The sequence below is a fragment of the Streptomyces sp. CA2R106 genome (assembly GCF_037034245.1).
Classification (GTDB): domain Bacteria; phylum Actinomycetota; class Actinomycetes; order Streptomycetales; family Streptomycetaceae; genus Actinacidiphila.
Window position 1 is genome coordinate 55,647 of the sequence record NZ_JBAGKC010000017.1, and the last position, 24,077, is coordinate 79,723.

The 24,077-nt window shown below is 74.8% G+C and carries 28 protein-coding genes, 1 pseudogene and 1 riboswitch; of the genes and pseudogenes, 13 read left to right on the forward strand and 16 right to left on the reverse strand.

The window, feature by feature from the left end; translation table 11 throughout:
* Nucleotides 1-63: 63 nt before the first annotated feature.
* From WA788_RS22810 to WA788_RS22830, 5 genes are all read right to left on the reverse strand, one after another.
* Entirely contained in the window at nucleotides 64-759 is a 696-nt protein-coding gene (locus tag WA788_RS22810; protein WP_335980232.1) for an LmeA family phospholipid-binding protein, read from the reverse strand.
* A gap of 182 nt (nucleotides 760-941) precedes the next feature.
* Nucleotides 942-1,115: a hypothetical protein gene (locus tag WA788_RS22815; RefSeq protein WP_335980235.1), complete on the reverse strand. Its 174-nt coding sequence runs from the start codon at nucleotides 1,113-1,115 to the stop codon at nucleotides 942-944.
* Between the two features lie 102 nt (nucleotides 1,116-1,217).
* Nucleotides 1,218-2,159, reverse strand: coding sequence for a dihydrodipicolinate synthase family protein (locus tag WA788_RS22820; protein ID WP_335980237.1), 942 nt, complete (start codon nucleotides 2,157-2,159; stop codon nucleotides 1,218-1,220).
* Nucleotides 2,160-2,256: 97 nt separating this feature from the next.
* Entirely contained in the window at nucleotides 2,257-3,456 is a 1,200-nt protein-coding gene (locus WA788_RS22825) for a hypothetical protein (RefSeq protein WP_335980240.1), read from the reverse strand.
* A gap of 266 nt (nucleotides 3,457-3,722) precedes the next feature.
* Complete coding sequence (locus tag WA788_RS22830) at nucleotides 3,723-3,995, reverse strand: hypothetical protein (RefSeq protein WP_335980242.1); 273 nt, start codon at nucleotides 3,993-3,995, stop codon at nucleotides 3,723-3,725.
* A gap of 637 nt (nucleotides 3,996-4,632) precedes the next feature.
* Here WA788_RS22830 and WA788_RS22835 point away from each other — a divergent pair.
* The 3 genes from WA788_RS22835 to WA788_RS22845 all read left to right on the forward strand — a co-directional run bounded on the left by WA788_RS22835 (nucleotide 4,633) and on the right by WA788_RS22845 (nucleotide 6,830).
* Nucleotides 4,633-5,529, forward strand: coding sequence for an aminoglycoside phosphotransferase family protein (locus WA788_RS22835; protein WP_335980244.1), 897 nt, complete (start codon nucleotides 4,633-4,635; stop codon nucleotides 5,527-5,529).
* A 53-nt stretch (nucleotides 5,530-5,582) separates the two neighbouring features.
* Entirely contained in the window at nucleotides 5,583-6,059 is a 477-nt protein-coding gene (locus WA788_RS22840; protein WP_335980245.1) for a GNAT family N-acetyltransferase, read from the forward strand.
* 108 nt (nucleotides 6,060-6,167) lie between these two features.
* Nucleotides 6,168-6,830: a uracil-DNA glycosylase gene (locus WA788_RS22845; RefSeq protein ID WP_335980246.1), complete on the forward strand. Its 663-nt coding sequence runs from the start codon at nucleotides 6,168-6,170 to the stop codon at nucleotides 6,828-6,830.
* Between the two features lie 33 nt (nucleotides 6,831-6,863).
* Here WA788_RS22845 and WA788_RS22850 read toward each other — a convergent pair whose 3' ends face one another.
* Nucleotides 6,864-7,760 (reverse strand): DMT family transporter, encoded by an 897-nt coding sequence (locus WA788_RS22850; RefSeq protein ID WP_335980247.1) that lies wholly within the window; start codon nucleotides 7,758-7,760, stop codon nucleotides 6,864-6,866.
* Between WA788_RS22850 and WA788_RS22855 the strand changes: the two genes are divergently transcribed.
* Nucleotides 7,759-9,297, forward strand: a complete 1,539-nt coding sequence (locus WA788_RS22855) for an aminotransferase-like domain-containing protein (protein WP_335980249.1) — start codon at nucleotides 7,759-7,761, stop codon at nucleotides 9,295-9,297. The genes WA788_RS22850 and WA788_RS22855 overlap by 2 nt on opposite strands.
* Nucleotides 9,298-9,414: 117 nt before the next feature.
* Here the strand turns inward: WA788_RS22855 and WA788_RS22860 are convergent, their stop codons facing one another.
* The 4 genes from WA788_RS22860 to WA788_RS22875 form a co-directional block, all read right to left on the reverse strand.
* On the reverse strand, nucleotides 9,415-10,311 hold the full coding sequence (locus WA788_RS22860; protein ID WP_435137902.1) for a GH25 family lysozyme: 897 nt from the start codon (nucleotides 10,309-10,311) through the stop codon (nucleotides 9,415-9,417).
* A 382-nt stretch (nucleotides 10,312-10,693) separates the two neighbouring features.
* Nucleotides 10,694-11,119 carry an NUDIX hydrolase gene (locus tag WA788_RS22865; protein ID WP_335980250.1) on the reverse strand — a complete coding sequence of 142 codons (426 nt, stop codon included), beginning with the start codon at nucleotides 11,117-11,119 and terminating at the stop codon, nucleotides 10,694-10,696.
* 151 nt (nucleotides 11,120-11,270) lie between these two features.
* Nucleotides 11,271-11,801 (reverse strand): AAA family ATPase, encoded by a 531-nt coding sequence (locus WA788_RS22870; RefSeq protein WP_335980251.1) that lies wholly within the window; start codon nucleotides 11,799-11,801, stop codon nucleotides 11,271-11,273.
* A gap of 11 nt (nucleotides 11,802-11,812) precedes the next feature.
* Entirely contained in the window at nucleotides 11,813-12,715 is a 903-nt protein-coding gene (locus WA788_RS22875) for a hypothetical protein (protein WP_335980253.1), read from the reverse strand.
* 262 nt (nucleotides 12,716-12,977) lie between these two features.
* On the opposite strand from WA788_RS22875, the gene WA788_RS22880 reads away from it, so the two are divergent.
* The 3 genes from WA788_RS22880 to WA788_RS22890 all read left to right on the forward strand — a co-directional run bounded on the left by WA788_RS22880 (nucleotide 12,978) and on the right by WA788_RS22890 (nucleotide 14,513).
* Nucleotides 12,978-13,565, forward strand: coding sequence for an NADPH-dependent FMN reductase (locus tag WA788_RS22880; protein ID WP_335980254.1), 588 nt, complete (start codon nucleotides 12,978-12,980; stop codon nucleotides 13,563-13,565).
* Nucleotides 13,566-13,638: 73 nt separating this feature from the next.
* Complete coding sequence (locus WA788_RS22885) at nucleotides 13,639-14,070, forward strand: winged helix-turn-helix transcriptional regulator (protein ID WP_335980256.1); 432 nt, start codon at nucleotides 13,639-13,641, stop codon at nucleotides 14,068-14,070.
* Between the two features lie 26 nt (nucleotides 14,071-14,096).
* Nucleotides 14,097-14,161, forward strand: a riboswitch (guanidine-III (ykkC-III) riboswitch).
* 31 nt (nucleotides 14,162-14,192) lie between these two features.
* On the forward strand, nucleotides 14,193-14,513 hold the full coding sequence (locus WA788_RS22890; protein ID WP_335980257.1) for a DMT family transporter: 321 nt from the start codon (nucleotides 14,193-14,195) through the stop codon (nucleotides 14,511-14,513).
* 79 nt (nucleotides 14,514-14,592) lie between these two features.
* On the opposite strand, the gene WA788_RS22895 is transcribed toward WA788_RS22890, so the two are convergent.
* A complete protein-coding gene (locus WA788_RS22895) occupies nucleotides 14,593-15,396 on the reverse strand; it encodes a thaumatin family protein (RefSeq protein WP_335980259.1) in 804 nt (267 codons plus the stop codon).
* Nucleotides 15,397-15,569: 173 nt separating this feature from the next.
* Here WA788_RS22895 and WA788_RS22900 point away from each other — a divergent pair, with 173 nt between their 5' ends.
* The 6 genes and pseudogenes from WA788_RS22900 to WA788_RS22925 form a co-directional block, all read left to right on the forward strand.
* On the forward strand, nucleotides 15,570-16,010 hold the full coding sequence (locus WA788_RS22900) for a MarR family winged helix-turn-helix transcriptional regulator (RefSeq protein WP_335980261.1): 441 nt from the start codon (nucleotides 15,570-15,572) through the stop codon (nucleotides 16,008-16,010).
* A gap of 132 nt (nucleotides 16,011-16,142) precedes the next feature.
* A complete protein-coding gene (locus tag WA788_RS22905; RefSeq protein ID WP_335980263.1) occupies nucleotides 16,143-16,715 on the forward strand; it encodes a YbhB/YbcL family Raf kinase inhibitor-like protein in 573 nt (190 codons plus the stop codon).
* A gap of 97 nt (nucleotides 16,716-16,812) precedes the next feature.
* Nucleotides 16,813-17,232 (forward strand): PPOX class F420-dependent oxidoreductase, encoded by a 420-nt coding sequence (locus WA788_RS22910; RefSeq protein WP_335980265.1) that lies wholly within the window; start codon nucleotides 16,813-16,815, stop codon nucleotides 17,230-17,232.
* A 229-nt stretch (nucleotides 17,233-17,461) separates the two neighbouring features.
* Complete coding sequence (locus tag WA788_RS22915) at nucleotides 17,462-18,610, forward strand: inorganic phosphate transporter (RefSeq protein WP_335980268.1); 1,149 nt, start codon at nucleotides 17,462-17,464, stop codon at nucleotides 18,608-18,610.
* Nucleotides 18,611-18,701: 91 nt separating this feature from the next.
* Entirely contained in the window at nucleotides 18,702-18,932 is a 231-nt protein-coding gene (locus WA788_RS22920; RefSeq protein WP_335980270.1) for a hypothetical protein, read from the forward strand.
* Between the two features lie 29 nt (nucleotides 18,933-18,961).
* A pseudogene (locus WA788_RS22925) lies at nucleotides 18,962-19,171 on the forward strand (polyphosphate kinase 2); the annotation flags it as partial.
* A 63-nt stretch (nucleotides 19,172-19,234) separates the two neighbouring features.
* Here WA788_RS22925 and WA788_RS22930 read toward each other — a convergent pair.
* The 5 genes from WA788_RS22930 to WA788_RS22950 form a co-directional block, all read right to left on the reverse strand.
* The gene (locus WA788_RS22930; protein WP_335980272.1) at nucleotides 19,235-20,131 is read right to left on the reverse strand and encodes an SDR family NAD(P)-dependent oxidoreductase; all 897 of its coding nucleotides are present in this window, start codon (nucleotides 20,129-20,131) and stop codon (nucleotides 19,235-19,237) included.
* On the reverse strand, nucleotides 20,128-20,865 hold the full coding sequence (locus WA788_RS22935) for a GntR family transcriptional regulator (RefSeq protein ID WP_335980275.1): 738 nt from the start codon (nucleotides 20,863-20,865) through the stop codon (nucleotides 20,128-20,130). The genes WA788_RS22930 and WA788_RS22935 overlap by 4 nt, the downstream gene beginning before the upstream one ends.
* A 16-nt stretch (nucleotides 20,866-20,881) precedes the next feature.
* On the reverse strand, nucleotides 20,882-22,060 hold the full coding sequence (locus WA788_RS22940) for an ABC transporter substrate-binding protein (RefSeq protein ID WP_335980277.1): 1,179 nt from the start codon (nucleotides 22,058-22,060) through the stop codon (nucleotides 20,882-20,884).
* A gap of 202 nt (nucleotides 22,061-22,262) precedes the next feature.
* Nucleotides 22,263-23,177, reverse strand: coding sequence for a hypothetical protein (locus WA788_RS22945; protein ID WP_335980278.1), 915 nt, complete (start codon nucleotides 23,175-23,177; stop codon nucleotides 22,263-22,265).
* A complete protein-coding gene (locus WA788_RS22950; protein WP_335980281.1) occupies nucleotides 23,174-24,061 on the reverse strand; it encodes a fumarylacetoacetate hydrolase family protein in 888 nt (295 codons plus the stop codon). Before WA788_RS22950 ends, WA788_RS22945 begins: the two co-directional genes overlap by 4 nt.
* Between the last annotated feature and the right edge of the window lie 16 nt (nucleotides 24,062-24,077).

The window sequence follows — 24,077 nt, forward strand, 5'->3', positions numbered from 1 at the left end:
CCCGGTGGCTGCGCACATCTTAGGCAGCGGCGGCGGGGCCGGTCGAGTGGAGTGCCAACGCCGTTACGTGGCGCAGCCCTTGGCGCCGCCCGAGGACACGCTCGCGGGCACCGACAGCGACAGCGCGAGCCCCTGGGCGCTCGTCCGGGCACCGGTGAGCACCACCCCCGCGGGCAGTTGCGGCGCCTTCACGGTGCGCGGCGCGAGCTGCGCGGCGAGCCCCGAGCCGCCCTTGCCCTTCCGCGCCTGCGCCACCGGGATGTTCCGGCCCAGGACGTCCACATCGGTCGGCGTGACGGTCACCGAGTCCCTGCCGGTCCTGATCGAGGTGTGCACGGTCACCGGCAGCGGGATGCCGACGACGGTGCCGGTCAGCACCAGGCCGCCGTGGCCGTCGGGCCCCGGGCGCAGACCCGCACCGCCCCGGGTGAGCTGCTTGCCCAACTCGTCGTAGGCCAGGGTGGCCGTAGCGCTGCCGCCGCTCATGGCGCCCTTGGTGGTCACCTGGTGCAGCTCGGCGGTGACGGTCAGGTCCATGTCGTCGCGCTCCACGTCCTCGGCGCGGATGCGTACGGTGCCGACGTGCCCGGTCAGTATCCGCAGCCCCGCCAGGCTCCCCGACAGCTCCGCCGACACCCGGCCGACCGGCTTGAGCCGGCAGCTCGCCGCCCGGGCGATGCGCTCCCGTGCGGTGTGCGCGATGAGCAGGTCGGCGCTCGCGGCGAGCACCGCGAGCCCGGCGATCACGGCAGCGGCCACGACCCACGGCCGGCGCCGCCCCCGCACCAAGCGCCGCCAGGACCCGGCGCCGGGCCGGCGGCCGTCCTCACCCGCGGATTCACCTGCGGGTCCACTTGCGGGTCCACCGGCGGGTCCACCTGCGGGCGCGTCGGCCGCGCCGGATATGCCGTCGGTCGCGCGCTGGGGCTGGTCGCTGGACGTCATGCGTCGGTGCTTCCGATCCGGGGGAGGCGGGCGTGCGGGGCCGGTGCCCCCGGCAGCAGTCTGACCGCGCCGGGCCCCGCCGGGCCGACGGCGCGCCGGGCGGTGCGCGGCCCCGCGGGCAGGACGCGCACGGCAGCGCGCGACACGGCGTCGACGGACCTGGCGGGCATGCCGCTCAGCTTAGGCCGTGTCCGACAAGGGGACGGCCCACCTCGTACCCGGCGGCGGCCGCGCCGAACGGCAGCACGCGGGGCTCGGCCGTCATCGGCCCCTCATCCCTTCCCCGGGGCCGCGCCGAGCGGGTCGGCGAGGAGGTCGGGCACGGCGGCGAGCGCGGCGGCGCGCAGCGGCGGCACCTCCCGCGGGGGCAGCCAGCGGTGGGGCCAGCGGACCCGGGTACCGGTGCGGCACCAACCCCCCACCGCGCACAGCGCCTTGTCCAGCGCGGGATCGCTGTAGCCGGCGGCCGCCAGCGGCGCCACATGGCGGTCGAGGAACCCCCGCAGCCGCTCCTGCGTGCCGGCCGCGCCCGCCGGGTCCGCGGACATCCGGTCGTACCAGCGGACCGCGCCCGCCGGGCTCATGCAGGCCACGTTGGAGTACGACCCGGCCGCGCCGCCGCGGCGGCCCGTCGCCAGGGTGTGGCCGGCCACGAACACCGCGAAGCGGTCGGTGAGGCCGCGCGCGACGTCCACCGCGGGCACCTTCAACCCGATGACCTGGGGCAGCTGTTCGGCGATCCGCGCCAGCAACTCCGGGGTGAGCTGCGTCTTGGCGTACGGCGGGTTGTACAGCACCAGCGGCACCCCGCCCGCGGCCGCCGCCAGCCCGTGCAGCGCGGCCAGCGCCTCGTCGGGCCGCAGCGGCAGCCAGTCCGGCAGCACCACCTGGATCGCGCCCGGCCGCAGCGCCGCCGCGCGGCGGACCCGGTCCAGCGACAGCCGCCCCGCGGGATGGCTCGCGCCGAGTTGGAAGGGCACCCCGGCCGCGGTGCAGCGCGCGGCCACCAGCGCGTGCAGGCGGTCGTACTCGCCCTCGTCGAGGGTGTGGAACTCGCCCGCGGTGCCGTTGGTGTAGACGCCGTGCACGCCCGAGCCGAGCACGGCCGCCAGGGCCTCGTCGAGGCGGTCGAAGTCGATCGCGTCGTCCGCGTCGAGCGGCAGCAGCGTCGGTGCCCAGATGCCGCGCAGGGACTGGGCGGTGAGGACGTCCACCGTGGCCTCCCCGGGTCTGTCGGTCCGGCCGGTCCGGCCATCGTACGGAGGCGGCGAGCCCGCGCGGCAGGGGGCGTACGGTGCGAACCGCCCCGGTTCAGCGCGCCGCCGGGCCGCCCGCGGCGACCAGCCGCCGGCCACCGCCACCGCCGGGTACGGCCCCGGACACCGCACCGCCGTTCGCACCGCCCGCGCGGCCCGACCCGGTGCGCCACACGCCGACGCGGTCGAGCAGCACCCCCTCGCTGCGCACGACCAGCGCGCCGCCCGCCCCGTACGCCCCCGCCGTCCGGAAGTACACGTCCTGCACCGACGCCGGATCGCGCGGATCGCTCCGGCCGCCCCGCCGGGCACCGACCTCAAGCGCCGCGGGCGGGCCGTCGGGCACTGCGTCGAACGCGTCGAACGTGTCGAACACCAGCCCCGCGATCCGCACCCCGCGCGCGTCCGCGACCGTCATCGACGCCACGCCCGGGCGCGGGCGGAGCACCACCGGCCCCAGCCCCAGCACCACCGTGCCGGCCCACTTGACCCGGACGGTGTCCGCGAGGTCGTACCCGCCGGGCGTCAGCAGCAGGTGGCGGCCCTGCGACAGCGCCCGGTTCAGCGCGCGCGCCGAGTCCGCCGGCCGGGCCACGTAGAAGCGGTCCAGCGGCACCGAGCAGCCCGGCGCGCCGCCCGCCGCCCGGTCCGCGCCCGTCGCCGCCTGCCGCAGACCCGGCAGGAACACCCGGTAGTGGCCGCCCTCGGCGGCGTACAGGAACGGCCGCCCGCGGCGCGGCCCGCCGGCCGGCTCCTGCTCCCACCCCTCGACGCCGACGGGGAGCCGGCGCCCGTCTTCCGCGGCGTCCTCCGCCGCGGCGGGCAGCACCCGGCCGCGCACCCGCACCCGGTGCAGCGGCCCGGTGGGGGACCCGGACCCGGCCCCCTCCCACCGGTCAGGCGCACCCGCGACCCGCACGGCGCCGTCGATCGTGACGTCCTCCGGGTGCGCGCCGAGCCCGACGACCGACGTGTGCGGGCCGAGCCGTACGTCCATGGCGTACCGGCCGGGCCCGAACAGCACGACGCGCCCACCCCCGCCTTCCTCCAGTGCCGCCCGCACCTGCCGCACCGGCGTCCCCGGGCCGACCACCCGGACGTCCGGGCCGAAGTCGGGCTCGGCGAGCGGCGGCCGGTACGCGGCCGGGGGCGCACCGGCCACGGCCGCACGGCGCCGCAGCGCCTCCCCGACCAGGCCCGCCGCCCCGCCCGCGGCCGCGGGCGCCTCGCATCCTGCGGCGCTGCGTGAAGTCATACGAGACCTACCTCTGTCCGACGGCCGGGCGGCTGCGGTGACGCTGAGAGCGCTCTCTAGGGTCCGTACCCTGCGGGGTCGGGACGCGCCGTGTCAAGGCGTGGTGAGAGCGCTCTCCGCAATCCGGGCGAAGGGGCGGCGGCTGGGGCGGATGGGGTGGGTGCGGGCGGTGGGGGACGGGGTGCGGGGACGGGCTACGGGGCGCGGGGCGTGGACGCGGGCGGGCGGGCGGACGTGGGCGCGCGCGGCCGGGCCGGAGCCCGGCGTCAGGGGGTCTGGTCGGGGGCGCGGTGCTGGGGCGCGCGGTGCGGGGGCCGGGCGCCCCACGTCAGCTGCTTCAGCTCCATCCGGGCGGCGGGCGCGGTGCCGGGGAGGGTGGCCCAGAAAGGGTGCGCGCTGATCCGGACGGACAGCCGGACCAGGCGGCGGCGCAGCACGGTCGTACGCGCGCCCGCGCCCGCGCCTGCCGCCAACTCGCGGTAGGTGGTGTACCAGTCGTGCTGCGCCTGGACGAGGTCGTCGGGGAAGGAGTGGGGCATGGCTGGATTCTGGCACATGTTCGAACGACTGTGCGATTAGGGTGGCGGTGCCGCCCCGTCACGCCGCCAGCCCTTGCTGCCGCGCCCCGGCTGCCGCCGATCCTCAGCGGCGGGCTCTTACGGCGTGGCCGAAAAGCAACGGTGACCCCCTTTCGTGGGACAACGGGCGCGGCCGTGTACGCGTCCCGCGCCGCGAGGGCGGCCGCGGCCGACGGCGACCGCAGGAGGCCACCTGCCCGGCGCACGGGTGGCGCTGGCTCGCCGGTGCGCATCGTGTGCACGGCGCTCGGGGCGCTCGTGGCGCTGGTGGCCGGCGCGGCAGCGGCGCAGGCGTCGGCCGTCCACGGCGACGTCGGCTCCGCGCCCCGGGTGTGCGCCGGCGCCACGTCGATACCCGACCACGGCCGCCCCGCCCGGACGTGCCCGGAGGCCGACACGTGCCCGCAGACCGGCACCTGCCCGGAGGCCGACACGTGCCCGGAGGTCGACACGTGCCCGGAGGCCGGCGCCTGCCCGGAGGCCGACACGTGCCCGCAGACCGCCACCTGCCCGCCGCCCGGCACCTGCCCGCAGCCCGGCAGTGGCAAGCCGCCCTGCGGCGCGGCCTGGCAGGTGCCGCCGCCCCTACGATGGGGCCGTGGACGCCCACCCGATGCCCGCCGCCGAGACCGCGATCTCCCGGGAACTGGTACGGCAGTTGCTCGCCGACCAGCATCCCGACCTGGCCGGGCACGACCTCGGGGCGCCGGCCAACGGCTGGGACAACATGGTCTGCCGGCTCGGCCGCGATCACCTGGTGCGGCTGCCGCGCCGGGCGGCGGCCGCCGGACTCGTACTGAGCGAGCAGCGCTGGCTGCCCGGCCTCGCCGGCCGGCTGCCGCTGCCGGTCCCGGCGCCGGTGCGCACCGGGCGCCCCGGCCGCGGCTACCCGTGGGCGTGGAGCGTGGTGCCCTACCTGCCCGGGGAGACCGCGGCGCGGACACCCCCGGCCGACGAAGGAGAGACCGCGCTCGCCCTCGGCGGCTTCCTGGCCGCCCTGCACCGGCCCGCGCCGCCCGACGCCCCCGCCAACGCGGCGCGCGGCATCCCGCTGGCCGGCCGCACCGAGAACTTCGTGGCCCAACTGCCCCACCTGGCCGACCCGGTGGCGGCCGAGGCGGCGCTGCGGGTGTGGCGGCGGGCGCTGGCCGCGCCCGTGTGGGACGGCCCGCCGGTGTGGCTGCACGGCGACCTGCACCCGGCGAACATCCTGGTCGACCGGGGCCGGGTCAGCGCCGTGATCGACTTCGGCGATCTCACCTCCGGCGACCCGGCCACCGACCTGTCCGTGGCCTGGATGCTGCTGTCCGCCCCGGGCCGCGCGGGGTTGCGGGCGGCGTACGGGCGGGCCGACGACGCCACCTGGACCAGGGCGCGGGGGTGGGCACTGGCGCTGGCCTTGGTCTTCCTCGCGCACTCCGCGGACAACCCGCTGATGGCCGCGGTCGGCCGCCGCACCCTCGACGCGGTGCTGGGGCGCGGCGCGGTGGCGTAGCGTACGGGCCGCGGCGCTGCCGCACGGCGGACGGCAAACGGGGAGGGTGCGCGATGGACGTGGTGCTGCGGGCGATGGAGGACGGCGACCTGCCGGTCTTCTTCGCGCAGATGGCGGACCCGGAGGCGGTGTGGATGGCGGCGTTCACCGCGCAGGACCCGGCGGACCGCGGCCGGTTCGAGGAGCACTGGGCGCGGGTGCGGGCGGACCCGCAGGCGGTGCAGCGCACGGTGGCCGCCGCCGACGGCCGGGTGCTGGGACACGTGGCGGTGTTCGGGCCGCCGCAGGAGCGCGAGGTCACGTACTGGATCGGCCGGGAGCACTGGGGCCGCGGCGCGGCCACCGCCGCGCTGCGCGCGCTGCTTGCCGAGGTGCCCGACCGCCCGCTGCACGCCCGCGCCGCCGCGGACAACGCCGGGTCGGTCCGGGTGCTGGAGAAGTGCGGCTTCGCGGTGACCGGCACCGACCGCGGCTACGCGAACGCGCGCGGCGAGGAGATCGACGAGGTCCTCCTCGTCCTCGCCGGCTAGCACCTCGGTGCCGGGCCACCGGTCAGCTCGCCCGTGCACCCGGGCGGCCGGTGGGAAGCGGTACGGTGCGGGGGTGGCGGTGCGTGGACAAGGGTGGGCGGGTACGGCGTGAACGGTGCGGGCGGGGTCGACACGGCGCGGTTCTGGTCGCTGCTGCGGGAGTTGCCCGCGCCCGAGGACGCGGAGTTCCTGTACGGCGCGGACCCGGCGGGGCGGCTGCGGACGGCGAACCTGCGCCGCTACCTGGAGTTGATCGCCCGCGGCCGCCCCCGGGTCATGCTGGTCGGCGAGGCGCCCGGCTACCGCGGCCACACCGTCAGCGGCATCTCGTTCACGAGCGTGCGCCAACTCACCGCCCGGCCGGGCCTGATCACCGGCGACCCGGCGGGCGACGGCTTCCGGGTGCCGGAGCATCCGGCGTTCGGGTGGGAGGCGTCCTCGGCGGTGGTGTGGGGCGCGATGGCCGCCTGGCGCGGGGCGCTGCCGCTGTTCTGGCCGATCTACCCGCACCATCCGCACGCCCCGGGCCGCCCCGCCTCCAACCGCACCCCGCGCGCCTCGGAGGTGGCCGCGGGCGCGCCTGTCGCGCTCGCCCTGGCCGAGGCGTTCGGGATCACCACATACGTGGCGGTCGGCCGCAAGGCCGAAGCGGCGCTGGCCCGGGGCGGTGTGCCCGCACGGCCCGTCCGCCACCCCGCCCAGGGCGGCGCCCGTATCTTCACCCGCCAACTGGCCGAGCTGAACGAGGAGTTGGCCGGGCCTGTGGAGTAGGGCCGACTCGGCACCGGGGGCGGCCGCCGGCGGTCAGCTCCGGGCGCGCTGCGTGGCCGCGATGCACAGCAGGACGGCCAGGGCGGCGAACGGCGTGACAGGGGAGAGGTGTTCACCCATCAGCAGCACCGACCACGCCAACGTCAGGAGCGGCTGGGCGAGTTGGAGTTGGCTGGCGCGGGCGACCCCGATGGCGCCCATACCGCGGTACCAGACCACGAAGCCGCCGAACTGCGAGACCAGCGCGACGTAGAGCATGCCGGTGAGCGCGTGCCCGGTCAGGCGCACCGGTTCGGCCGGCAGCGCGAGCGCGGTGACGACCGCAGTGGCGGGCAGCGCGGCGACCACGGCCCAGGCGATGACCTGCCACCCGGGCATGTGCCGGGCCAGCCGGCCGCCTTCGGCGTACCCGGCCGAGCAGACGAGCAGCGCCCCGAACAGGTAGAGGTCGGCCACGGTCGGCCGGCCGTGGCTCTGCTGGAGGGTGAAGCCGATGACGACGGCGGCACCGGCGACCGCGCCGTACCAGAAGAGCCGCGGCGGGCGCTCGCCGGTGCGCGCGACCGACACCGCCGCCGTGGCCAGCGGCAGCAGGCCGATGACGACCGCGGAGTGGGCGGTCGAGGAGGTCCGCAGGGCGAGGGTGGTCAGCAGCGGGAAGCCGAGGACGCACCCGGCAGCGACCACCAGCAGCCCCGGCCAGTCGCGGCGCCGCGGGACCGGTACCCGGCCGGCGAGCAGGCAGGCGCCGGCGGCGAACGCGGCGAGCACCCCGCGCAGCCCGGTCGACGTCCAGGGCCCGAAGCCCCGAAGTGCCCACGCGGTGGCGGGAAAGCTGAAGGAGAAGCTGAGCACGCCGGTGGCGGCGAGCAGGGCGCCGTGGTTCGCTGCTACCCACCGCTGCGCAGTAGCGCTATCTTGTGCTGACATGAATGAGGGTAGCAGTGTGGACCACCTGGTCGCCGCGCTCCGGGCCGAGCTGGCCCAGTGCCCTGAAGGTGCCCGACTGCCCTCCAGCCGGGCCCTGATGGAGCGCCACCGGGTCAGCCCGGTGACGGTCTCGCGCGCGATCGCCGTCCTCGTCGCGGAGGGCGAGGTGGCCTCCCGCCCGGGCGCCGGGGTCTTCCGCACCCGGCCGCACGCCCCCCACCGGGCCCGCGGCGACCTGTCCTGGCAGGAGGTCGCCCTCTGCGCCGACCCGGCCCCCGGCGACGGGCCGGCGCCCCCACCCGGGCTCGCGGTGCCGCCCCCGGCCCCCGGCCCGCACACCCCGCTCCCGGCACCTGTCCCGCCCCCGGCACCCGGCCCGCGGACCGCCGACGCCTCCGGCGTCCTCGCCACGCTCGCCGTGCCCCCGCCCGGCGTGATCGACCTCGTCGGCGGCTACCTGCACGCGTCGCTGCAACCCGAACGCGCCCTGGCCGGCGCGCTGGCCAGGGCCGGGCGCAGACCCGGGACCTGGGAGCGGCCCCCGGTGGAGGGGATCGCGGAACTGCGGGCGTGGTTCGCGCGGGACATCGCCGGGCCCGGCGCCGCGCTCGGCGGCGCCGACGTGCTGATCGCCGCCGGAGGCCAGAGCGCGCTGGGCACCGCGCTGCGCGCGCTGGCCGCCCCGGGGGCGCCGGTCCTCGTCGAGTCGCCCACCTACCCGGGCACGCTCGCCGCCGCCCGCGCGGCCGGACTGCGCCCGGTGCCGGTCCCGGTGGACGAGGACGGGGTGCGCACCGATCTGCTCGCCCAGGCGTTCCGGGCCACCGGTGCGCGGGTGTTCGTCTGCCAGCCGCTCTTCCACAACCCGACCGGCGCCACCCTGTCCGCGGAGCGCCGCCCGGAAGTGGTGCGTGTCGCACGGGCCGCGGGGGCGTTCGTGGTCGAGGACGACTTCGCCCGGCGGCTCGCCCACGCCGACGCCCCGCCGGCGCCCGCGCCGCTCGCCGCGGACGACCCCGACGGTGTGGTGGTGCACGTGCGGTCGCTGACCAAGGCCACCTCGCCCTCGCTGCGGGTCGGGGCGCTGGCCGCGCGCGGGCCGGTACTGGAACGGCTGCGTGCCACCCAGGTGGTGGACAGCTTCTTCGTGCCGCGTCCGCTCCAGGAGACCGCGCTGGAACTGGTCGGCTCGCCCGCCTGGCAGCGCCACCTGCGCACCCTGGGCGGCGCCCTGCGCGAGCGGCGCAACGCGGCGGCCGAGGCGCTGCGCCGCGAACTGCCCGCGCTGCGGCTGCGGGTACCGTCCGGCGGCTACCACCTGTGGCTGCGGCTGCCGGACGGCACCGACGAGCAGGCCCTGGCCGCGGCGGCGCTGCACGCGGGGGTGGCCGTCACGCCCGGACGGCCCTACTTCGCGGCCGAGGCGCCGGCTCCCCACCTGCGGCTGAGCTACATCAGCGCGGTCAGTACCGGCCAACTGCGGGAGGGCGTCGGCCGGTTGGCCCGGGCGTACGCCGCCACCGGAACGGCCCGCTGACGCCGCAGCACCCGGGCGGCGTCAGCATCGGCCGGCTCCCCGGCTCCCCGGCTCCCCGGCTCCCCGGCTCCCCGGCTCTCCGGACCCCGGCCCGGTTCCCGGTCTCCCGGCCGCCGGTCAGGGCGTGTTGTTGGCCAGCGCCAGCAGCCGCGCACTGCTCGCGCTGAACCGGTCGCGGTCCACCGCGCCCGAGACGCCGCTCACCGAACCGGAGTCGGAGTACTGCCAGAACGTCCAGTACGGGAAGCCGCTCGGGATCGTCGGGCTCGCAGCGGTGGTCCAGTGGGCCACGTTGAGCGGGCTCTTGGCCGACATGCCGCTCCAGCCGCCGGTGCAGGTGTTCCACCAGCTCGGGCTGGTGTAGATCACCACGTCGCGGCTGGTCTTGGCCTTGTAGGTGTTGTAGAAGTCCAGAATCCACGACTGCATCGCCGCGGTGGTCTTCCCGTAGCAGCCGCCCTCCAGGTCCAGCATCCCCGGCAGCGTCAGGTTGTCCGCGGACCAGGCGCCGCCGTGGGCGGCGAAGTAGGTCGCCTGCGCCGCGCCGGTGGACAGGTCCGGGTGCGCGAAGTGGTAGGCGCCCCGGATCACCTTGGCGTTGTAGGCGCCCAGGTAGTTGGCGCTGAAGTTCGGGTCGGTGTAGGTGGTGCTCTCGGTCGCCTTGATGTAGGCGAACTGGATGCCCGCGGCCTTCACCGACGACCAGTTGATCGAGCCCTGGTAGTGCGAGACGTCGATCCCCTCGGGGTAGGTCGCGTCCGGGGACATGATGCCCTTGGCGTCGGTCTGGAGGTGCTGCGGGTCAGGGGTGAAGTTCTGGGTGTCCTGGACGTAGCCGATGCCCATGTAGCCCTGGCCGACGGGGATCGAGCTGCTGCCGGACGGCGCGGGCGCGGCGGTGGCCGCGCCGGTCGTCGACACCGCGGCGGCCAGCGCCAGGCCGGTGGTGAGCACCGCGGCGGTGGTCAGGTTGCGCCGTCGTACGCTGCGGGCGGTGCGGTTTCGGGAGAACAAGGCTTTCCTCCATGCACGTTGAGGTGGGGGGAGCGTGCGGGTGGTGGCGCGGGGGGTGCTCGTTTCCGTCCGGCGTGGGGTCTACTCGCGTAGCCCCGCCCTCACAAGCGGCCCTTGCGCGGTGGAGAAGGGGGGGAGTTGGTGCGGGTGTGGTGCGCGTGGTGAACGCGCCACGAGTGACGCATGGACGACCCCGTTCCGTAAAGGGGTTGGCAAAACCCCCGGTGGTCCAGACCACTTGGCCGCGCCCGGAGCTGCGACGACAGGTGCTTCCGCCGGTAACTTTCAGCGCCGTGAAAGCCTGGCCGTACGCCTGTTTGTCGCACGATCGGGTGACGGCGCCAGGCTTGCTCCGGCTCGGCGGGTGCGCGGCCGGCTGCGCTCAGGGCGCCATCCGCAGGGCGTCGGCGGCGGCGGGGGACAGCCGCATCCCCGGCAGCTCGGCCACCGGTATCCAGCGGGCCGCGGCGGTCGAGCCGCCCTGCTCGGTGACGGCCGGCCGGCCCGGGGCGAGGCGGGCGAGGTAGAACAGCGCGACCAGGTGCCAGCTGACGCCCAGCCGGTGCGCGGCATACGTACGGGCGCCGAGCAGGCGGGCGTCGAGCACCTCGAGGCCGGTCTCCTCGCGCAGCTCGCGGGCGAGCGCGTCGGCGGGCTGCTCGCCCGGGTCGATGCCGCCGCCGGGCAGGTGCCACGCGCCCGGCTCGAACACCGGCGAGGCGTCCGACAGCTTCGTCAGCAGCATGCCCCCGTCCGCCCGCGCGACGGCGTAGGCGGAAACCCGGGTACGAACGGCGCTCTGCGGCATGCTCTCCTCCGCTGGCAGTACGGCTCGGAACGGCGACGGACCCATTCGACCACGCGTACGCCCGCGTTGTCCCGGAGCACCGTTGGCCGCGCCCCGCGGCACGCCCCGACCGGCGGCACCCCCGCCACCCCGCCACTCCGCCGCTATGACGCTACGACGCCGACGACGGCCAGCGGGCCGCGGACCAGGCGGCCCAGGACCGGTAGGGGGACGGCGGCGGCCCGGGCGGCGCGTCGGCGGCGAGTTCGGCGGGGGTGGGCTCCTCGAACCGGGCGCGCCAGCTCAGCAGGTCCGCGTCGGTCATCGGGAAGGTGGCCTCCGGGGTGGTGGCCTGGCGGTGGGCGATCCGGGCCCGCTGGGTGGCGTGGTCGACCGGCAGGTACCGCAGCCGGCAGGACGCGCCCGCGGACGCGGCCAGCCAGCGGATCGCGGACCGCTCGTCGCGCGACCAGCAGCCGAAGTCGAGCACCACGTCCGTGCCCAGCCGCAGCGCCTGGAGCGCGACGGAGATCAGCCGCCCCTCCAGGACGTCGCGCTTGCCGTTCGCCTGGGAGTCCCCGAAGAGCGGGATCATCCACTCGTCGGGGGTCAGCCGCAGCGCGCCGTGCTCCGCGGCGATCTGCCGGGCCAGGGTCGTCTTGCCGGCGCCGGGCAGGCCGACGGTGAGGAACAAGGTGGTCACCGGGGGATCGTTCACCGCGGGGGGCGGGTGGGGCAACGGGATTGCGCGGCGGGCGGTGGCGGTGGTGGCGGTTCCGGCGGCGTGGGGCCCGGCGGGGACGGGAGGGGCGGGAGGTGGCGGGAGAGCGGGGGCTCGGTGGCCAGGACGGCGCCCGCGGTGATCGTGAAGGTCAGCGCGACGCAGATCGCGATCAGCCACGACAGGAGGGTGAAGACCGAGCCGAGCGGACCGTAGGCGGCCAGGCTGCGGTTGAGGGCGACCGGCATGTAGACGCGGGCCGTCACCGACAGCGCGGTCATCGCCGCGGCCGTGAGCACCGCGCCGGGCAGCAGCGGCAGCCACGGCAGGCGCGCGCCGAGCAGCAGGTGCTGGGACCACCACCACACCGCGAGGTCGGCGAGGAAGATCAGGGGCACCCCCAGCCACGGCCCGGCCCCCAGTCCGTGCCGCAGCGGCCCCTGGAGGAAGAGCACCGCCACCCACGCCACGATCCAGGCGAACCACCGCCACACCACCACCCGCGCGGCCGCCTTCGGCAACTGCCACGCCCGCTCGCACACCCGCGCCATCGCCCGGCTGCTCGCGGTCGCGGCCAGCAGCGCGATCACCGCCCCGATCGCCCCGGTGGTCTGCCGCTCGGTGCCGGTGTCGGCGCCGTGCTGGGGGCCGTAGAGCTCCTGGAGCTGGCGTTGCGCGGTGCTGTTGAGCCCGAAGAGGTCCTGCGCGGAGTCCAGGATGTGCGTGCGGACGGTGTCGGGGCTGAAGGCCGCCGCCACGAACATGAACGGCACCGCGGTGAGGAAGAGCTGCGCCGCCAGCCGGGTGGCCGCGTCGAGCAGGTTCACCGACAGCAGGCGCGCGGTCAGCTCCGTCAGCACGGGGAAGCGCCGCTCGGCCGCGTGGCGCGCGGCCACCGCCCGTCCTCGCACCGCGGCCCAGCGCCCGCGCCGGGACCCGTCTGCCCCGCGGTCCGGGTCGCCCGGAGGCGGGGCCGCCGTGGCCATGGCTACCTCCGGCACGTGGGGGACGCACTGAGGGCAGTATGCGACGGATGCCGGGTGTGTGCCGCGTGGGCGGGCCGCTGGTGGCCGGGGCGGGACGGCCCCCGTACGTCACTAAGGTATCTTTAGTGCCGCCGGAGGACCCGGCCCGTGGATACGCAGAAGGAGACACGCGATGGCGAAGCTCGGGATCATTGTGGCGAGCACCAGGCCGGGGCGGGTGGGCCTGCCGGTCGCCGAGTGGTTCGAGGAGGAGGCCCGCACGCACGGCGGCTTCGACGAGATCGACCTGATCGACCTCGCCGAGGTGGCGCTGCCCTTCATGAACGAGCCGGGCCACCCGCGGCTGGGCCAGTACACCCACCAGCACACCCGCGACTGGAGCGCCCGCATCTCCGGCGTCGACGCCCTGGTGTTCGTGATGCCGGAGTACAACTACGGCTACAACGCCGAGCTGAAGAACGCCCTCGACTACCTGCACAACGAGTGGCTCTACAAGCCGGTCGGCTTCGTCAGCTACGGCGGCGTCTCCGCGGGCACCCGCGCGGTGCAGATGGTCAAGCAGGTCGTGACGACCCTGAAGATGACCCCGGTCGCCGACGCCGTCAGCATCCCCTTCGTCCGGCAGTTCGTCGACGACGAGTCCAAGGTGCAGCCGAACGAGACGATGCTCGCCTCGGCCAAGGCGATGCTGGACGAGCTGGTCCGGGTCGAGGAGGCGCTGCGCCCGCTGCGGCCCGCGCCCGTCGGCCAGGACGCCTGACACTCCACCGGCGCCGCCGGGCGCGGGCCCTTCGCCCGCGCTCGGCGGCGCCCTCCGCAGACGGGGGTGCCCGATGCCGCACAGGGACGACGCAGCGAGCGAGATCCACCGGGTGTGCGAACGCTTCCACGCCGCCATTGAACTGATCGGCGGGCGCTGGACCGGCGCGATCCTGCGCGCGGTCTTCACCGGCCACCACCGCTTCGCGCACATCCGGGCCGCCGTGCCCGGGCTCAGCGACACCATGCTCGCCCAGCGGCTGCGCACCCTGGAGGAGCACGGCGTGCTCGACCGCCGGGCCGGCGCGGGCGGCCACGCCCCGGCCGAGTACCACCTCACCGACAAGGGCCGTGAGCTGGAACCGGTGCTGGAGGCCGTCATCGCCTGGTCGCACCGCTGGATTCCGCTCCCGCCGGACCCGCCCGGTGCCGCCGCACCGCCCCGTCTGCCCGGTCCGCCCGCCCCGTCGCCGCCGCCGGAAGCGCCCGCTCCGCCCGCGGTCTGAGCGCCCTGCCCGGCGTGCGGCGCTTTGCTACGGTGGAGACAGATCGCCCCGACGAGCGCACCGTACCGGGACCCTGCAAAGACGGTGCACCCCCGTAGTCACCAACCCGCGGAGGTGCCGTCATGGCATGGGTCCTGATCGTTCTCGCCGGCCTGCTCGAAGTCGTCTGGTCGGTCGGTATGAAGTACACCGACGGCTTCACCCGCCTGTGGCCGAGCCTGCTCACCGGCTCCGGCATCGTGGCGAGCATGCTGCTGCTGTCGCTGGCGGCGAAGTCCCTGCCGATCGGCACCGCGTACGGCGTGTGGGTCGGGATCGGCGCGGCCGGGGCCGCCGTGGTCGGCATGCTGCTGCTCGGCGAGCCGGTCTCGGCCGCGCGGATCTTCTTCGTCTGCCTGCTGGTCGCTTCCGTGGTGGGCCTGAAGGCCACCTCGGGCCACTGACAGCTGACGGCTCATCATGGTCCCGAGGCGGCACCTCGGTTGGCGTCTTTCGGCACCGCCACGGATGGCGGCGCCGGCGTCAGTGGAAGGTGACGGTGAAGCCGCTGCACGACGTGCAGTCGCGCACGACCGTGTTGCCGGGGACGGTGTCGGCCTTCGACCAGGCGTACGCCCAGGGGCAGTGCCCGCCGATCGCGTCGCTGTACGGGGTCTGCGCGTCGCGGTCGGGGTTGACGCACAGCTTGAGGCCGGTCCCGGCGTCGGTGGTCAGGTCGGCCGACGGGCAGTACGGCAGCAGGTCGTCCGGGCAGCCCTCCTGGGCGCAGGCACCGCCGTCCGGGGGCGGGGCGACGCCGTCGGGGTCGATGGTGACCGGTACGGAGAAGGCGTTGACGTAGCTGACGTTGTACCAGGGGGCGAGGCTGTCGGACGGGTCGAAGTTGAACTCCGCGAGGCTGACCGGCTGTTCACCGGTGGTGCAACTGCCCACCGACGCACCGCAGTCGCCGAGCGCGCAGTGGAACGTGCTGCCGTCCGTGCCCGAACACCCCTCGCGCGCGAAGAACTTCCCGCGCCAGTGCCCGGCGGCGGAGTCCTCCGGGATGGTGACGGTGGCGGACTGCCCGTCGTCGAGCACCGGCAGGCCGGTCAGCGCGGTGGAGCCGTCGGCGTTGACATTGCTGCCGACCCAGACGCGCTGCCCGGTGTCGTTCACGAGGGTGACGGTGTGGTCGGTGACGGCGGGCGCCACAGCGGCGGGCCTGGCGGCCCCGGCCGTCGCGGCGGTCGTGGCGGCGCCGGCGGGGGCGCCTGCCGTGGTGGCGGCCGCGAGGACGCAGCCGACGAGCAGTAACAGGGCGGACAGGGCGGAGCGCCACCTCATACGGACCTCCGTGGGGGGAGTGGGGGAGTGGAGTGCCGGGCGGACATCGTTGCCATGCTCATGCCCGTACAGGCCCCGTATGAAGCACCGCATCAAGCCCGGGCGCGCGGCGCATGCCCAGGCGGGGCCGCCGCCGTATGTGCTCAAGGCACTTGATAAGCTAGGTTGAGCATATGGACGACGGTCCGGCTCCCGACGAGGTCGCCGCGCTGCTGCTCTCGAGCGTCAGCGTGCTGCTGCGGCGCGTCCGCCACCTGCCCGCGCCCGGTGCACTGACGCTGCCCGAGCGCAGCGCCCTGTCCCACCTGGAGCGCTCCGGCCCCACCACCTCCGCCGAGCTCGCCCGCCAGGCGCAGGTCAGCGCGCAGGCGATGGGCACGACGATCGGCGCCCTGCGCGCCCGCGGGCTCGTCGACCGCCGCCCCGACCCGCAGGACGGCCGGCGCGCGGTACTGACCGTCACCGACACCGGCCGCCGGGCGCTGTCGGACAAGCGCGACGCCCGGACCGAACTCCTCACGCACGCCCTGACCAGCGGTGTCTTCACCGGCGCGGAACTCGAACGGCTCGCCGCGGCCGCGCCACTGCTGGAACGGCTCGCCCGCACCATCTGACGCCGGCCGCCGAAGCCGGCCGATCCGCACAGGAGAGACAGCCATGGCACCGACCACGTCCCACCGCCGCCCACCGGCGCCGTGCCCCCGGCTTTCGGCCGGCCGGCGCCCCGCCCCGATCGGGGGCGCGCGATGACGCTGCTCGGCCGGCTCCTGCACGACCGCAGGGCGGGCGACGCCCACCTGGCGTGGCACCTGCCCCACCTCGACGGCCCCGAGACGCTGACGCTCACCAGCAGCGCGTTCACCGAAGGCGGGCCGCTGCCGCTGGAGCAGTGCGAGAAGCGGATCGGCGGCGCCAACGTGTCCCCGCCGCTGGAGTGGACCGCGCCGCCGCCCGGCACCGCACAACTCCTGCTCGTCATCGAGGACATCGACGTCCCCCTCGCCAAACCCGCCGTGCACTGCGTGGCGTTGGTGGACCCCGCGGTGGAGCAGCTGCCGCCCGGCGGCCTGAACGCACGCCAACCGGCCACCGGAGTCCAGCCGTTGCGCGGCACCGTCGGGCGCGGCTACCGCGGCCCCGGCCCCATCAAGGGCCACGGGCCGCACCACTACGTCTTCCAGCTCTTCGCGCTGTCCGCACCCCTGGGCAGCGGCCCTGGCGCGCCGCCCCCGCAACAAGCCCGCCCCCGCGCCCTGCTGTCCGGGATCACCGCCGCCGTGCTCGCCCGCGCCCGCCTGACCGGCAGCTACGAGCGCTGAGCACCGCCAGGGGCGTGGCCGGGTGGTTGGCGCGGGGCGGGCGTTGCAGAATGGCGAAGATCAAGAACGCCGCAACCGCACGTCCTGGAGGACGCAGATGTCCAAGCCGCCGCTGCCCGCCGACGCCGTCGCCATGCTCGAAAAGGCGAACCCCGCCGTGATCACCACGCTGCGCCCGGACGGCCAGCCGGTGTCCACCGCGACCTGGTACCTCTGGGAGGACGGGCGGGTGCTGATCAACATGGACGAGGCCCGCAAGCGGGTGGACCACCTGCGCAACGACCCCCGCGTCACGCTCACCGTGCTGGACAAGGACGGCTGGTACACGCACGTCAGCGTGGTCGGCCGGATCACCGGGCTGGTCCCCGACGAGGGACTCGCCGACATCGACCGGCTCGCCCGGCAGTACACCGGCAAGCCGTACTCCCGCCGCGACCGCGCCCGGGTCAGCGCCTGGATCGAGGTCGAGCGCTGGCACGGCTGGGGCGCGCACAAGGACAGCAGCCAGGTCGGCTGACCGGCGGCTCCGGCACCGAGCGACCCCCAACCCGCGCGGTCCGGCCCCCTCTTACCGGGGCCGGGCCGTACGCGACCCGCTCGCGGCGCCCGGCCCACCGGCCGCCGGCACACGCACCCGATGCCCGCCGAGTGCCCCGCGACAGCGCTGTCACACCCCGTCGCCCGCATGTACCGGACCTTCACGCCCATGTCTCGCTGAGTACGCCAAGTAATGCTCTCCTGGTGACGTGGACCACATAAACTTCCTTGTGGCAATGGTGATCGTCACCGCGTTGGCGTTCGACTTCACCAATGGTTTTCACGACACCGCGAACGCCATGGCGACCTCGATCGCGACGGGCGCGCTGCGCCCGAAGGTGGCGGTCGCGATCAGCGGGGTGCTCAACCTCGTCGGGGCGTTCGTGTCGACCGAGGTGGCCCGAACCATCTCCGGCGGCATCGTCAACGACCAGCTCGTCACGCCGGGCATGATCTTCGCCGGGCTGGTCGGGGCGATCGTGTGGAACCTGGTGACATGGCTGCTGGGCCTGCCCTCCAGCTCCTCGCACGCGCTGTTCGGCGGGCTGATCGGCGCGGTGTGGGTGGGCGCCGGGCGGCACGGGGTCAACTTCGACCAGGTGGTCGAGAAGATCCTGATCCCCGCGGTCGCCTCACCCTTCGTGGCCGGGCTCGCGGCGCTGGGCGCGACGTACCTCGCCTACCGGATCACCCGGCGCGCCTCGTCCGACACCGTGTCCAAGGGGTTCAGGACCGGGCAGATCGCGTCGGCGTCACTGGTCTCGCTCGCCCACGGCACCAATGACGCGCAGAAGACCATGGGCGTCATCACGCTCGCCCTGATCTCCTGCGGCGCCCTGGGCGCCGGTTCGGGCCCGCCGGTGTGGGTGGTCCTCACCGCGGGCCTGTCCATCGCGGCAGGCACCTACATCGGCGGCTGGCGGATCATCCGCACCATGGGCAAGGGACTGGTGGACATCGAGTCGCCGCAGGGCTTCGCCGCGGAGTCCGCGTCGACCGCGGTCATCCTGACCTCCGCCAACCTCGGCTTCGCGCTGTCCACCACGCAGGTCTGCTCCGGCGGCATCCTCGGCGCGGGCGTCGGCCGCAGGCTCGCCGAGGTGCGCTGGGGCACCGCGGGCCAGATGGCGCTGGCCTGGCTGGTGACGCTGCCGGCGGCCGCGGCCGTCGGCGCGGTCGCGGCGAGCGCGGTGGTGCACGGCGGCACGCTGGGCACCGTACTGATCGCGCTGGCGGCGGTCGTGGTGGCCGCGGTGATCGTGCTGCTGTCCCGCCGCAACCCGGTCGACGCGAAGAACGTCAACGACGGCCACCGGCCCCCGGTCCAGGCCGCGGCGAGCGCCAAGGCCGGCGTGTGAACGGCGACCAGGGCGGCCGGGGCAGCGGGGACAGCCGGGGAATCGACGGCTACGACGGTCATGACGGCTACGACGGCAGGAGGGCCGCGGCATGGACGTGAAATGGGGTTCGCTGGCGGAGGTGGCCGTGGTCAGCCTCGGCACCACCGTCGGCGTCGTGGTGGTCTTCGCGATCGGCGTGTGGGCGCTGTCCGCCCGCGACGAGCAGCGCGCGAGCGGGAGCGGCGGCACCGCGCAGGCGGTCGCCGCGAGCGCCTGCTTCGTCCTGTGCGCCTGCGCGGTCCTCTACGGCCTCTACCTGATCATCCCGCAGTTCCATTAGGCCGCGTCTCCCGCGCGAACGGCGGGGCAGACACCGCGTACGCGCCCTGGACGGTGGTGAAGAGCAACGACAAGAAGCGCGCCCGGGTCGAGGCGATGCGCAGTGTGCTGGCCCGCTTCCCGTACACCGACCGTGACGACGCGGTGGTGGGGGAGCCGGACCCGCTGATCGTGGGCGCCGCCGCGAACCTCCTGGAGGCCGGCGAGGACGCCGCCGCCCGCTCCCTCCTGACGCCCTGACGGGGCCGCTCCTACGGCCGGCCGCCGGTATGCGGCTGGGTCTGCGCCGCCGCGGTGGCGTACTTACTGGTGCACCCTGAGGAACTCCTCGTCCAGCCGCAGGTAGGCCACGGGGCGGGGAAGGGCGCCGACCGGGTCCTGTTCGCGGCCCAACTCGGCGTCGAATGCGGCGGCGATGCGCTCGACGGTCCACCCGCGCGGGTCGGCCAGCAGCCGCCCGCCGCGCGGGTGGTGGACCAGCCCCAGGGCCAGACCGTCGGGCGTGCCGATCAGGCGGACGACCTGGCCCTGGACACCGCGGGCGGCGTCGCTGAGCAGGAAGGTCACCAGCGGCGCCATGTCGTCCGGGTCCGGCTCCTCCGGCCGGGAGACCCAGCCCGCCCGCCGGGTCCCCGTGCCCCGCGCCTGCGGTGCGATTGCGTTGACCCGGACCCCGGGCGGCGCGTCCAGCGCCCAGGAGTAGGTCAGTGACGCGACGGCGCCCTTCGTCGCCGCATAGGTGGCGCTCTGCTCGACGCCGGTCTGGGCCCGCGAGGACACGTTGACCACCGAACCGCTGCCTTGCCGCTGGAACACGCGCAGCGCTGCGGCCCCGCAGTAGAGCGTGCCCAGCAGGTTCACCTCGACCGCCCGGCGGGTGGTCTCGGGGTCCTCCTCCCAGCTCAGTCCCTCCGGGCGCACCCCGGCGTTGTTGACCAGCCCGTCGATGCGTCCGAAGCGCCGCAGGCACGTCTCCACCAGGGCATCGGCGGTGCGCGGATCGCCGACCGACCCCGCGCACCACGCGACGGCGTCGCCTGCGTCGAGTTCCCCGGCGACGGCGTGCACGTACTCCGCGTCGAGGTCGTTGAGGACCACCCGCGCCCCGCCGGCCAGCAGGTGCCGGGCGTAGCTGAGTCCGAGCCCGCGGCCCGACCCGGTCACGACGACGGCCCTGCCCCCGACGCCGTGGCCGGTCACGACCCCTCCCTCGCGCCGCCCGCCTCGGTCGAACCGAGCATGAGCGCCCGGCGCGTGGCGGCGAGGTGGAACCGCATCGCCGCCTCCGTGGCCGCTGAGTCGCCGGTCCACAGTGCCGCGAGGATCGCCTTGTGCTCGCGCAGCGACTCGGTCCGCGGGTGGGGCGTCTTCGGGTCGCGGTACTGGCTCATCACCAGCGGGTAGGGCGTCGAGCGGATGAACCGGATCAGTGTCGGCTGCCGGGACGCGTTGATCACCAAGCCGTGGAACTCGCGGTTCGCCGACGAGTAGGCCGGCGAGTCGTGCTCCACGGCGGCGGGGACCATTTTCTCCAGGAGGGCTTCGAGCCGTTCGCACTCCTCGGGCGTGATCCTCGCGGCGGCCAGCCCCGCGGCGGCGGACTCGAGGATCTCGCGGGTGTGCAGGATCTCGATCGCCTCCACCGGTGAGAACTGCCGCACCCGGGCACCCCGGTTGCGTTCGAGCGAGATGTAGTTCTCCTGCTCGAGCGCCACGAACACCGAGCGCAGAGTGGGCCGGGAGATGCCGAGGGTGGCGGCGAGCTCGGTCTCCGGCAGCCGCTGGTTGGGCTGGTACTCGCCCCGGCGGATCGCCAGGGCGAGTTCCCGGCGTGCCCGCAGCAGCCTCCCGGACTCCGAGCGGTCCTCTCCGGCTTCCGAGGTCAACGTGAACCCCTCCTCAATCAGGTCGTCGTACCGGCGTGCGGTAGTCATGGAATCAGGCGGCCCGCTACCGGGAGAAGATGCTCTTCCAGCTGTTCCTGGCGTCGTCCAGCTGGCTCGTGCTGATCTTGTCCGTGTTGACCGGAAGGATCTTCATCGACGCGATGGACGGCTGGTACTGCAGGTCGGCCGCCGGGGCGGTCACCCCCTGGTAGAAGGAGGCTATCCCCTCCTTGTCGACGTAGATCTGCTCGCCCGCCCTGCTCAGCAGGAAGTCGTCGAAGAGCTTCGCGATGGCCTGGTCGGGCGCGCCCGAAGGGATCGCGTAGCTCTGCCCGTTCAGGACCGTGCCTTCGCTCGGGTAGTAGACCTTGAGCGGGACCTTCGTCTGGGCCGCGATCTGCGAGGCCCGGAAACCGCTGGTGACGGTCGCGTCGACCTGCTTCTCGGCGACCTTCTGCGCCTCCTGCGCGGAGCTGCCCGAGGAGGTGGTGGGGCTGTTGGCCGCCCAACTGGCGAACGTGGACTGCGGCAGCACCTGCTTCAGGCCGTAGTACCAGTACAACGACCCTTCGTTCGCACTGACGTTGGCGACGTCCCACTTGCCCTTGAGGGCGGGGTCGGACAGCTGCTTCCAGCTCGTGATCGGGGTCTTGTAGAGCGCCGGGTTCACGATCACGCCGAAGGAGTAGGCCACCGGCGCGATCCAGTACCCGGGTTGCTGGCTGACGTACTTCGACGCGTACGTGTAGTGCGACGACTCCGGCGACCGGTACTCCAGCAGCGCTCCGGCCTGCTTCAGGGTGGAGAACAGCCGGGGCGAGGCGACACCGAAGAAGTCGGTCTTGAAGTTCTGGGCGGTGACCTCCTGCTGGATGCGGGTCGACAGGTCGCCCGAGGTCAGCCGCTCGAACGTCGGCTTGAAGGTGAGGCCGTACTGCTTCTGGAACTCGCTGATCATCGCGGACGCGGTGGCCGGGGCGACCACCGAGTCGACCCAGGTGAACGACTTCTCGCTCCTGGCCTGGGCGATCAGGGTGGCCACCCGGGTCCGCTCGGCCCCGCTGAGGCCGGTGAGGATCGGGGCCTTGACGGTGGAGATGTCCACCGAGGCGCCGCCACCCCCCGCGCCGCCGCTGCTGTTGGAACTGCACGCCGCCAGTGCGGCCAGCGCTGTGGCGCAACCTGCCGCGACCAGGGCGCGGACACGGAAGCGACGTCTGGGTGCTACCACTGTTGCGTTCATACCAAGGGCTCCTTCGGCCATGTCATGACGTGGCGGGCGACTGTCGTGTGGGGGGTTCGCAGGTCCACCCGGGTTCCGGCGCCTTGCAGCAGGACGCCGATGTCCTTGCCGGTCCCGGGCACGTACCTCGGTCCGGGTGCTTCTCCTCGTGGTGCTCGGGGGTGAACCGGCCGCGGGCGGCGGCCGGTTCACCACGCGGTGCTCAGCCGGCGCGGCGGGCGGGGGCGGCGAGCCGTCCGAAGTCGACGCCGGTCAGTTCCTCGGTCCTGGCCCGCACTTCGGCGGCGCTGATCGGCCGGGAGATGATGCCCTGCTCGTAGGCGTAGCGGCCGGCCAGGTCCAGCGACGGCTGGAGCGCGTCGAACCCGTGCGGATGGAAGTCCGGCGAGGAGCTGACCGCCGGTGGGTGCGGCACGCTCGCGGCGAGCACCTGGCACATCTCGGTGAGCAACCCGGCGCCTGTCCGAGCGAAGTCGTCGCTCGCCACGACCACGTGGTTGACCGGGATCGCGCCGGACCTGCCGTACCACGCGGCGGCGGCGCGGGCCGGGTCGGGCAGCAGCGTCCTGGCCCGCGGGTCGTCGGGCAGTTCGTTGCCGAGGATCGCCGCGTCCACCGCGCCGGCGAGGAAGTCGACCGGCAGGGTGTTGCCGCTGGTGGAGCGGGTGGCGTAGGGCGGGTCGGCGAACCCGTCCACGTGCCCGCCCTCGTAGACGACCCACTCGACGTCGCCGACGTCCACGCCGTGGTCGTCGCGCAGGAAGCCGCGCACCCACACCCCGGTGGTCTGGGTCCAGGCCCGCACGCCGATCCGTTTGCCGGCCAGCGAGTCGACCGCGATGCTGCCGGGTTCCCGGGCGGTGACCAGGCAGTGGTGCTGGAAGCGCCCGAGCAGGGTGACCGGCAGCAGCGTCACCGGCCGGCCGTTGTCCAGTGCCTGCAGGAAGGTGACCAGGGCGAGTTCGGCCACGTCGTACGCCCCCTGGACCACGCCGGGGAACGCACGGTGCACCGGCGCGATGTCGGCGAACTCGAAGGTGTCGGTGGTCGACGCCCACCGGTGCGCCCGCAGGGCGGCGAGCGCGGACTTCGAGCCGAAGACGGCGGATACGGTCACTTCGCCGCCCCGGCCGGCGCGGAGTCGGTGACGACCTTGAGCCCGCTGACGTCCCACTCGCGCCCGCTCGGGTCGACGACGTCGACGGTCAGCTCACCGATGCCCTGGATCGTCATGCTGACGTGGTCGCCGTCCTGGATCGGGCCCATGCCGATGTGGTACGTCCCGGTGGCGATCACGTCGCCGGGCACCAGTCCGCTGACGGACGAGGCCACCTCGATCAGCCGGTCGATCCGGTTGGCCATCTGGCCGGTGGAGTAGCGCTGCCGCAACTTGCCGTTGACCGACAGCTCGACGGTGAGGTCGTGCGGGTCGGCGAACTCGTCGGCGGTCACCAGCACCGGGCCCATCGGGCCGAAGCCGCGCGGCGACTTCTTCATGTAGTAGGTGGTGCCGAGGTCGCGCGCGGACAGGTCGAGGAAGCCGGTGTAGCCGAAGACGTGCGGCATGGCGTCGGCTGCCGGGATGTCGGTGCCGCCCACGCCGATGACGGCGGCGAGCTCGGGCTCGTGGTGGAAGACGCGCGCCGTGGCCGGCGGCAGGCTGACGGTGCTGCCGGTCGGCACGATCGACAGCACCGACTTCAGGAAGAAGTCGGCCTCGACGGCCTGCCGGTCGTCGGTGTAGTTCTTCACCGCGCACAGCAGCTGCGTGGGTGCGGGCACCGGCGCCTCCAGAGCGACCTGCGGCAGCGGCGTGCCGTGGGAGGCGGCGTGCGCGGCGGCCGTCTCCAGCCCGGGCTTGGCCGCCTCGTAGCCCTCGATGAGGGCCACGAGGCGCTGCTGCGGGGTGGCCGCGGCCGGCACCACGTCGGTGGGGACCGGGGCCACCCGGCCGTCGCGCACCACGCCGAGGGTGCCCTTGTCGTAGAAGCAGAAGATCATGAGTAGTTCGTTCCTT

Excerpts from the sequence above, each read along its gene's own strand:
- WA788_RS22815 (WP_335980235.1), bottom strand. The coding sequence starts at position 1,115 with ATGCCCGCCAGGTCCGTCGACGCCGTGTCGCGCGCTGCCGTGCGCGTC.
- WA788_RS22825 (WP_335980240.1), bottom strand. The coding sequence starts at position 3,456 with ATGACTTCACGCAGCGCCGCAGGATGCGAGGCGCCCGCGGCCGCGGGC.
- WA788_RS22830 (WP_335980242.1), bottom strand. The coding sequence starts at position 3,995 with ATGCCCCACTCCTTCCCCGACGACCTCGTCCAGGCGCAGCACGACTGG.
- WA788_RS22840 (WP_335980245.1), top strand. The coding sequence starts at position 5,583 with ATGGACGTGGTGCTGCGGGCGATGGAGGACGGCGACCTGCCGGTCTTC.
- WA788_RS22855 (WP_335980249.1), top strand. The coding sequence starts at position 7,759 with ATGAATGAGGGTAGCAGTGTGGACCACCTGGTCGCCGCGCTCCGGGCC.
- WA788_RS22850 (WP_335980247.1), bottom strand. The coding sequence starts at position 7,760 with ATGTCAGCACAAGATAGCGCTACTGCGCAGCGGTGGGTAGCAGCGAAC.
- WA788_RS22865 (WP_335980250.1), bottom strand. The coding sequence starts at position 11,119 with ATGCCGCAGAGCGCCGTTCGTACCCGGGTTTCCGCCTACGCCGTCGCG.
- WA788_RS22880 (WP_335980254.1), top strand. The coding sequence starts at position 12,978 with ATGGCGAAGCTCGGGATCATTGTGGCGAGCACCAGGCCGGGGCGGGTG.
- WA788_RS22885 (WP_335980256.1), top strand. The coding sequence starts at position 13,639 with ATGCCGCACAGGGACGACGCAGCGAGCGAGATCCACCGGGTGTGCGAA.
- WA788_RS22890 (WP_335980257.1), top strand. The coding sequence starts at position 14,193 with ATGGCATGGGTCCTGATCGTTCTCGCCGGCCTGCTCGAAGTCGTCTGG.
- WA788_RS22895 (WP_335980259.1), bottom strand. The coding sequence starts at position 15,396 with ATGAGGTGGCGCTCCGCCCTGTCCGCCCTGTTACTGCTCGTCGGCTGC.
- WA788_RS22900 (WP_335980261.1), top strand. The coding sequence starts at position 15,570 with ATGGACGACGGTCCGGCTCCCGACGAGGTCGCCGCGCTGCTGCTCTCG.
- WA788_RS22905 (WP_335980263.1), top strand. The coding sequence starts at position 16,143 with ATGACGCTGCTCGGCCGGCTCCTGCACGACCGCAGGGCGGGCGACGCC.
- WA788_RS22910 (WP_335980265.1), top strand. The coding sequence starts at position 16,813 with ATGTCCAAGCCGCCGCTGCCCGCCGACGCCGTCGCCATGCTCGAAAAG.
- WA788_RS22920 (WP_335980270.1), top strand. The coding sequence starts at position 18,702 with ATGGACGTGAAATGGGGTTCGCTGGCGGAGGTGGCCGTGGTCAGCCTC.
- WA788_RS22935 (WP_335980275.1), bottom strand. The coding sequence starts at position 20,865 with ATGACTACCGCACGCCGGTACGACGACCTGATTGAGGAGGGGTTCACG.
- WA788_RS22940 (WP_335980277.1), bottom strand. The coding sequence starts at position 22,060 with ATGAACGCAACAGTGGTAGCACCCAGACGTCGCTTCCGTGTCCGCGCC.
- WA788_RS22950 (WP_335980281.1), bottom strand. The coding sequence starts at position 24,061 with ATGATCTTCTGCTTCTACGACAAGGGCACCCTCGGCGTGGTGCGCGAC.